The organism is Mesorhizobium sp. M7A.F.Ca.CA.001.08.2.1, from assembly GCF_003998455.1.
GTDB lineage: Bacteria > Pseudomonadota > Alphaproteobacteria > Rhizobiales > Rhizobiaceae > Mesorhizobium > Mesorhizobium ciceri.
On the sequence record NZ_RZPW01000007.1, the window covers coordinates 21,486 to 29,024 of the forward strand.

The window sequence follows — 7,539 nt, forward strand, 5'->3', positions numbered from 1 at the left end:
TCGAACCTCTCGTGAATGGCGTGCTTGCGCCCCAATCTGCCTTTTCAGCGTGTCCTCTGGGCGGCGCAAGCCCTGAGCGTGATTGTGCACGGGCAACCTCGACTATCCCATCTGCCACGCTCTTTAGAATCGGTGGGGTCTGGTGATCGCAGGCTGGGCCACTCAAAAGCCTACAAGAAGAAAGTCATGGCGACCATTGCTCAAGATCGCAAGGGTGCGTGCAAGACCTTCCGTTGGCAGTCATGCACGCTCGCTCAGAGATAGTCCGGCCGCGGAAATTCTCCCTTATTCGTAAGAAAGCTCATTGAGCAACTGGGCATTGAGCAACTGGGTCTCACGTCGCGGGTCTCGTGTGCTTCACACCCCAAAAATAGCCGCCGTGGCAATTCTCGAAAAGTGCAGGCTACCTCGTTAAGGACACTGCGGATGATCGTTCGCGCTTGGCAAAAGCGAACGGATTAGTCTATGGCTCTCGGCAGGGGGGCGAGTTATGCGGCGGGTGCGAATCCTTCAAGTAGGCGATATTCACTATCCGGACTGGCATCCTTCCTCTAGCAACATCGATGCCAAGGATAGCAAGTTCGCTCCGAAAATAACGCAGAAGCTACGCGCGTCTTCGCTGCGTGCCGTCTTGACGAAACTTCGGCGGCTGACGACTTCGAAGCCCTTGGATTCGATCGCCTTCATGGGGGATTTCACGAGCCGTGGCGACAAGACCTTCATTGCTTCGGCATTCCAGCATTTCACGTTGCTCTGCCGCGCACAGGGACGCAGTTCAAAGGCGCTTCCGTTGATATTCGTACCGGGAAATCACGATGTGAACCGTGATGACGCGCGCGAACTTGGACCGACTGAGAAATTCAGCGAAATGGCGAGTTTAGCCGCCCGCTTGGGTTGGCAGACCGTTCCCGTGGACCAACCCGTGCACTTCAGACTTCCGACAGGATCCGCAGGCGCAAACTTCATCCTCGTCAACACAGCAATAGGCAGTTGGGAGCTTCAGAACCTTCCCGCGTTCCTTCGTGATCGTCTCGAGGCACTCAGTCCTTCTACAGAACCTGTAGATCTCGGCTCGCCGGACATCTCGGGACATTCGCCCGCGACACCTCCCAGCGATCCAGACAAGGAGGCGTCCGACGACGAGTATTACGGTCAGATGGACACGCCATACATCTCGCGTGAGATGCTTGCAGGCCTACAGGAATTGCTCCAGCAGCCCGACATGCGTTACGGCATCATGATCGGCCATCACAATCTGCTGCCACAAAAGACTCCGCGCATTACGCCATACGCGGAGATGCTCAACAGCGGATTTGTCAGAACTCAGCTGCTGCAGGGTAACAAGCCTATCGTATACCTGCATGGACACATACATGCTGATCCGGTCGAGATCGTCAACGATCCAAGGTTTCCGGACGGCAAATTGATCTGCATCTCAGCACCAGAGATACAATCAGGTTTCAATGAGCTCGTCTTCTTCACGACCGATCAGGGAGAGCTCGTCGGCATCCGACTTATACCCTACCGCACCAATGTCGCCGACGGGACGGTCATGGAAGGCGAACATTGCTTTATCTCGACCATGTCCAACGGCAAGGCCTTTCTTAACAACGACACGTTTGACCTGCTGCGCCGACTCCGCGACCATGCCACCAGGCGCGGGAATGGGTTACTCTTCTGGGACGAGATCACTGAGATTGCCGGCTCCGCCGAGCTCGGGCTAGATCTGGAAGACTCTCTTCTGATGCTCCAAGCGGCGCGCGCCGTCGAGATAGACGGCCTCACGAAGGCAAACTCGGCCTGGCGCATTAAGGTAAGGGACGAATAGCGATGCAGAATCCGTTCGGCCCGAACAGGATCGAGTACGAAAGCCGCCCGATACTGTGGTTCAGTCAGAAGTCGGCCTTGATTTCTGCCGCCGCCAAGCCGGTCTTCGTCGCAGGGACGAGAGGCAGTGGCAAGACCAGCATTCTTCGCTCGCTTTCCACAGTCCATATCCTCGAAGACAAAAGTCTCGCGGACCAAGTCGGCAAGCTCGGCTGGTATGGCGTCTTCTTCCAGCTCAATGAGACATTCTCGCCCCTAATCGACAACGCGGTTCTGAACCTCATTCCGGAGCGGATACGCTTCGACACGGCCGCCGTGATCCCGCGGCAATTCGTAATCTTCTCTCACTATCTGGAGCTGAAGATAGTCGAACGCCTGCTCGAGAGCATCGGCCAGCTCAGACGCGACGGCCACTTGAAATACCGGGCCTCCGAAGATAGGGACGTCGCCCTGGCACTGCATCGCGAAGTGCTGCACTTCATACCCCAACCTGCCCGTCTCGACTTCTTCAGCATCGATGAGCTGCGGGGTAGGATAACCCGGTACGTCGACGAATGCTTCAACGCGTTCTTCTTTGCCGCCGATGCCGTAGCGACCGGCTTCAGAGCGACAGACCCTGGCGCGATCATTAACAAGGTCGCGACCGCGATCACTCCACTTTTAAATGGCCCATCTTTCGCCGGTGACAGGGCGCCTTTCTTCAAGATCCTGATTGACGACTGTGAAGCACTGACACCGCTCCAACAGCAGTTCCTGAACACCTTGGTGAGGAAGACGCGGGGCAACGTGAAATGGGTCCTCGCCTACATCGGCGGTCTCTACGACACGATCCGGACGATCATACCCGGCCAGTCGCTCTCGAATGCTGACCGGGACGTCGAGAATCTTGATTCAGTCGATCCGAGGGAGTTCGCCACGCTGTGCGAGAACGTGTCGTCGCTTCGGCTGTACTATGCGCTTCCTGACCATCTGCGGAGTGATCTCGAGCGCAACGATGCGCTCAGCGCGTTTTCGCTCAAAAACCGGCTGGGGCGGCTTTCCGTCAATGACATCATCGAGCGGGTTATCATATCGGGTCATTCCGAGGGCAGAGAAGAGCTTGTGGCACTTGCTGATGCAGCACGTGAATTCCTCTCCGTGAATTTGAGGACGGCGGATCAGCAGCAATTCCTTCTTGATCGAAAAGCGCGCCCTTATGCCGAAGGGCTGGCGCTCGCGCTCATGAACCCGGAAATCAAGCGCCGGCCCATGAGCAAGGCGGATGCTTCAAATCTGAAGAGGTCGATCGCCCGGAAACAGGGATGGGCTTTTCTGAAAGCGTGCCAGATGCTGCGTCTCCATGACTACCCGTACGTAGGGCACCAGATCATCACATCATTGAGCGACGTCTGTATACGCGATTTCCTTGATATAATGGGAGAGATCTTCCGCCGCAGTGTTCCGAGTTCCAGTGATCCACGAAAACTGGTGGAATTCATCAACTCGGATTTACAGATTCATCTCGAACAGCAGAGACAGGCTGTGAACGCCGCCTCTCAACGGAAGCTTGATGGACTTCAGGCGCTTTCACATCCGTACGAAGAAGAGAGCGTGCGCATGGTGCGGGCGTTGGGTTACCTGACCGCTCGCCTCCAGACAGAGTTTGCCGAAGAAAATGCTCTAGGAACGACAGAGAGAGGCATTTTCAGGGTCGATCTAAAGGAAATGCGCTCGCTGGTGAACCGACTGGAGCAACCCAGCGGAAAACTGGACGAGGTCCTGCGTCGGGCGGAAAGGGATGGGTTTATCCGGGAGGTCTCCGCCGCCGGCAACTTTGAGGTGGACCGCGCCGACCCCGCATCGAAGGAGATGATGATCAGATTGCATCGGCGATTTGCACCTTACTTCGGGTTCTCCTATCGCGGCCCGTACGAAATCAACACAATCCCTGCGGCGCGGATGGTCGACCTGCTTTTTACCAGGCATCGGCTCCCAGAAGACTGGGCCGACTCGGTGTTTAAGGAGCTCGTCGCGCGGCCCGCACTCAAGACCGAATTCCAGCACTCGCTTTTCGAGAGCGATCTCGAATGACCGCTTCAACTGTCGAGTATCGAGTCTTCGGCCATCTGGCCGTCACCGAGAAGGCGAGAGATGCAGGTACCTGCGAAACGATGAAGGCAGATATCGCGATCGTCGCGCTTGGATGGGAAACGCGTTTCGCCGCGTTCGAAAACCATCTTGACCTGAAGGTCGGCAAGATCGTGGTTCTGGACTTTGCTCTGAAGGAAGCGAACGTCCCAGCCGTCGAAGAAAACCGGCGAAAGCTCATCGCTATGGGTACCCGATGGGGCGTCGAAGTGACTGTGATCACCCTCGAGCCTTCCATCGAGTATCAGAAGAACATCAATCTCCTCGATCACCTGCTCACTCAGATGGCCGCTTCATGTGGCTCATACGAAGGAAGCCTGCGGAAGGTTTTCGTCGAGTGCTCGACGATGCCGCGAATCTACATCCAATGGCTGATTGCGGTGGCATTCAAGAAAATGTCGATTCAGTCTCTCGAATTCGGGTACGCCGAAGGTATCTACGGGAACGCGATCGGCAAAGAGGATTTTTCCAGCGGCTTGGACCGATACGTCACCGTCCCTCATCTTCAAGGCAGCGGAGGAATGGGCGAAGAGAAAGTCCTGCTCGTGGGGATCGGAGGAGATGCAGACGTATTCTACGGATTGATCGATATCGTCAGTCCGGAACGGATCTCGCTCCTCGTCCCAAGAAGCGAGAAGAATGCGCATATCGATGCTTTGCTCGATCAACAGGTGGCCAAGGTACGTGAAACCCACCGGCTCGAAGATGGCGAAGTTCGCGACATCCAGGCTTTCGGGCTGATGGCCCACCTCGATGCTTTCGAGACGTATCTCGACGGGTTCGGCTCGCGTGCGGTGGTGAACGTTTTTGTCAGCGGCCCGAAGGTTCAGGCCATCGCTGCTGCCGTGCTCGCCTGCTCCGACAGCCGCGTCCATCTCAAGGCACGAATTCCCACCTCCTATGCCCATCGTGAAGTCTCAGCGAATGGGCGGTATCATATCTATAGGCTGATTGACCTGACATCCCCTGCCTGCAGCCTTCCCGGGACGTTCTGACACTATCTTGCATTCGAGTAGCATCATGGTCCCAGTAGCCGTTCCGCCAAGCCTTCAGCGCATGTTCGTGTCGCCCGATCCGGTCGATGGGGGACTAATTCCCACTTGGAAGCTGCTCTACATCAGATCAGGGGGAAATGCAGACTGGCAGAATTCCATAATTAGCGACTAGCTAAAACATATACTCAGGCGAGACTGTTCAGCATAGAAATAGTGAGCGCTCTCCAATATGTTAGGCTGCTGTCGCAGTAGCGCAACAAGCTCAGTCCTTGGATGGGTGGTATGAGGATGAGACGACTCAATGTGTACAGGCTCAGTCTTTTTATCGAGGCTCTCGTTTTTGTCGTAAGCGCGTTCGGTGCGACGTGGCTTACCAGCTTTGTGAACGCGCCATGGTGGGCATATGTGATTATAGCGGCCATCGCTATGGGCATGTTCGTAGCCGTGCGTCGGGTCCTTTCTGAGCCGCAACGTATGGGACTCTTGGCACACAACTCGGCAGCGACCTCTGCGTGAACCCAGGCGCCTTGAAAATGTGCCCGATGCGTCCGGATTTTTGGCGGTGATCTTCATCAAATGCGATGAGCTGCAATTTCTGGCGACGGCCACGCTAAGGGCGGGCCTCCAGCACCATGTTGAACGGTGTCTCCGCGGCGCGACGCAATCGCTTGAAGCCGCCGCCGGTCACAACCTTGCGCAGCCTCGCCTCACCGGCCTGGGCTCCAAGCGCGAGCCCGACTTCCTGCGACACGGATGCGGGCGTGCACACAAAAGTGGAAGCGGCATAGTAAACGCGGCCGACGGGATTGAGGTTCGCCGCCAGATGATCATGCGCGAACGGCTCGACGATCATCCACGTGCCGTCCGGCTTGAGCGATCCGTGGACATGGGTGGCGGCGCCCGTCGGGTCGCCCATGTCGTGAAGGCAATCGAAGAATGTGACGAGGTCATAGGTTCCGGGATAGCTCTTGGCGGCCGCCACGTCGAACCGCGTGTTAACGCCGACGCCGGCTACCTCGGCCGCCTTGCGGGCGCGCTCAATCGAAGGGGCATGATAGTCGAAGCCGACGAAGCGCGAATTGGGGAAGGCCTGTGCCATGAGCACGGTCGATGCACCATGACCGCATCCAACATCCGCGACGTCCACGCCGCGTTCGAGCTTCTCGACGACGCCCTCCAAGGCCGGCAGCCAGGAGTCGATCAGATTGGCATTGTAGCCTGGACGGAAGAACCGTTCCGTACCGCGAAACAGACACGCGCTATGATCGTGCCACCCGACGCCCTTGCCGGACTGGAATGCCTGCCTCACCTTTTCTTCATCGAGCCACAGCGCGGACAGGAACTCGAATGCGCCTGCCATGAAGGCCGGGCTGTCTTCATCAGCGAACACCAGCTCTTGCTCGGCGTTGAGATAGAATTTGTCGCTCGCTTCATCGTAGTCGACGTAACCCGCCGCCGCCTGCCCGGAAAGCCATTCCCTTACGAGGCGTTCCTGGGTGCCGGTGCGTGTCGAAAGTTCGGCGGCCGTCATCTTGCCGCCTTCGCGCAATGCCTTGAACAGGCCGAGTCTGTCCCCCAGCAGGACTCCCGCGCCCGTTGCGATCGCACCGAGATCGCCGACCATTTTCCCCAAGAATGCGTCCAACTTTTCCTGATTCGCTTCAGACATCTGAATCTCCCTTTGGGTTCAATCTCTCCAGGCGACGGAGCCGTGCTCGTCACGAGGCGCCTTGAGCATCAGATGCTCGAAGACATGCAGATATCCCCGGCAGCTCATCCGCGCTGCCGATCCTGCACCAGACCATATGGGTGACGACCGGCGCGGTGGTCGGGAATGACAGCCACCTCCATGCCGTTGAAAAGCAGGAAATCCGTCACTTTGCCCTCGTCGGTAACCGGCGGAGCCGGAGTGGTCGTCACCAGGGCAAGCCCTGTTGCAGCAGGTATCCTTGGGCAGCCTGTCAGAACATCGATGACTCCGGTTGTGGTGCCGGGGCGGGCGATCAGGGGCCAAGTGATTGTTCCGCGGCGGCTGTATGTTGTGGTAAGGTGATCATGCGAAATCTTGTTGGTCGGTCACGTGTTTTGCGGATGACCCGCATGTACTGTGCCAAATGAGAAAACCATTCAAACGCAATCCAGTAGATCTGACTGTATCCGACATTGTCGGAATTTGGACATCGCCGAACGCGAAGCGCTCGGGGCTTGTGACGATACTTGAGCGTGCTGCTTCGGAGGAGGGATGCGCCTCGAACCGGCCGCGAGGCCTTTTTCTGGCAACGGATATTCCGGCCGGGTTAGGCCGCGAGGAAAGCGACGGTGAATAAGAGGTAGAGGACCAACCGTTTTGAGCGGGTAGTTGCCGTGTTGCGCCCCCAGGCAAAGGCCAGCACCACGGAGCAGTATTTCTGGTGGCGATACTACATCGCCTTTAAGTGCCGGTTACCCGTTTTTACCCAGTTGGCCTGGTGCATTCAGAGCGAGGTCGTTGGAAACCGCTTATTGTGGCTATGAGCAAACTCGGGATGGAGGAGTGGACCCAAAAATTGGCAAAATGCCCCAGGGAGGATTACATGGGTCGCTCATTCCC

At 57.2% G+C, this 7,539-nt stretch carries 4 protein-coding genes and 1 pseudogene; 3 read left to right on the forward strand and 2 right to left on the reverse strand.

Annotated elements, in window-relative coordinates:
* Positions 1 to 490: 490 nt before the first annotated feature.
* Genes EN914_RS01120 through EN914_RS01130 form a run of 3 tightly spaced genes read left to right on the forward strand, consistent with a single transcriptional unit; the run spans position 491 to position 4,949 of the window.
* Positions 491 to 1,828 carry a metallophosphoesterase gene (locus EN914_RS01120; protein ID WP_024504264.1) on the forward strand — a complete coding sequence of 446 codons (1,338 nt, stop codon included), beginning with the start codon at positions 491 to 493 and terminating at the stop codon, positions 1,826 to 1,828.
* Positions 1,829 to 1,830: 2 nt separating this feature from the next.
* Entirely contained in the window at positions 1,831 to 3,897 is a 2,067-nt protein-coding gene (locus EN914_RS01125) for a hypothetical protein (RefSeq protein WP_024504265.1), read from the forward strand.
* Positions 3,894 to 4,949, forward strand: coding sequence for a hypothetical protein (locus tag EN914_RS01130; protein ID WP_024504266.1), 1,056 nt, complete (start codon positions 3,894 to 3,896; stop codon positions 4,947 to 4,949). The genes EN914_RS01125 and EN914_RS01130 overlap by 4 nt, the downstream gene beginning before the upstream one ends.
* Positions 4,950 to 5,559: 610 nt before the next feature.
* Here EN914_RS01130 and EN914_RS01135 read toward each other — a convergent pair.
* Together EN914_RS01135 and EN914_RS01140 are read right to left on the reverse strand one after the other, a co-directional pair.
* A complete protein-coding gene (locus tag EN914_RS01135) occupies positions 5,560 to 6,618 on the reverse strand; it encodes a class I SAM-dependent methyltransferase (RefSeq protein WP_024504268.1) in 1,059 nt (352 codons plus the stop codon).
* A 57-nt stretch (positions 6,619 to 6,675) separates the two neighbouring features.
* Positions 6,676 to 6,896 (reverse strand): annotated as a pseudogene (locus EN914_RS01140) (insulinase family protein); the annotation flags it as partial.
* Positions 6,897 to 7,539 lie beyond the last annotated feature (643 nt).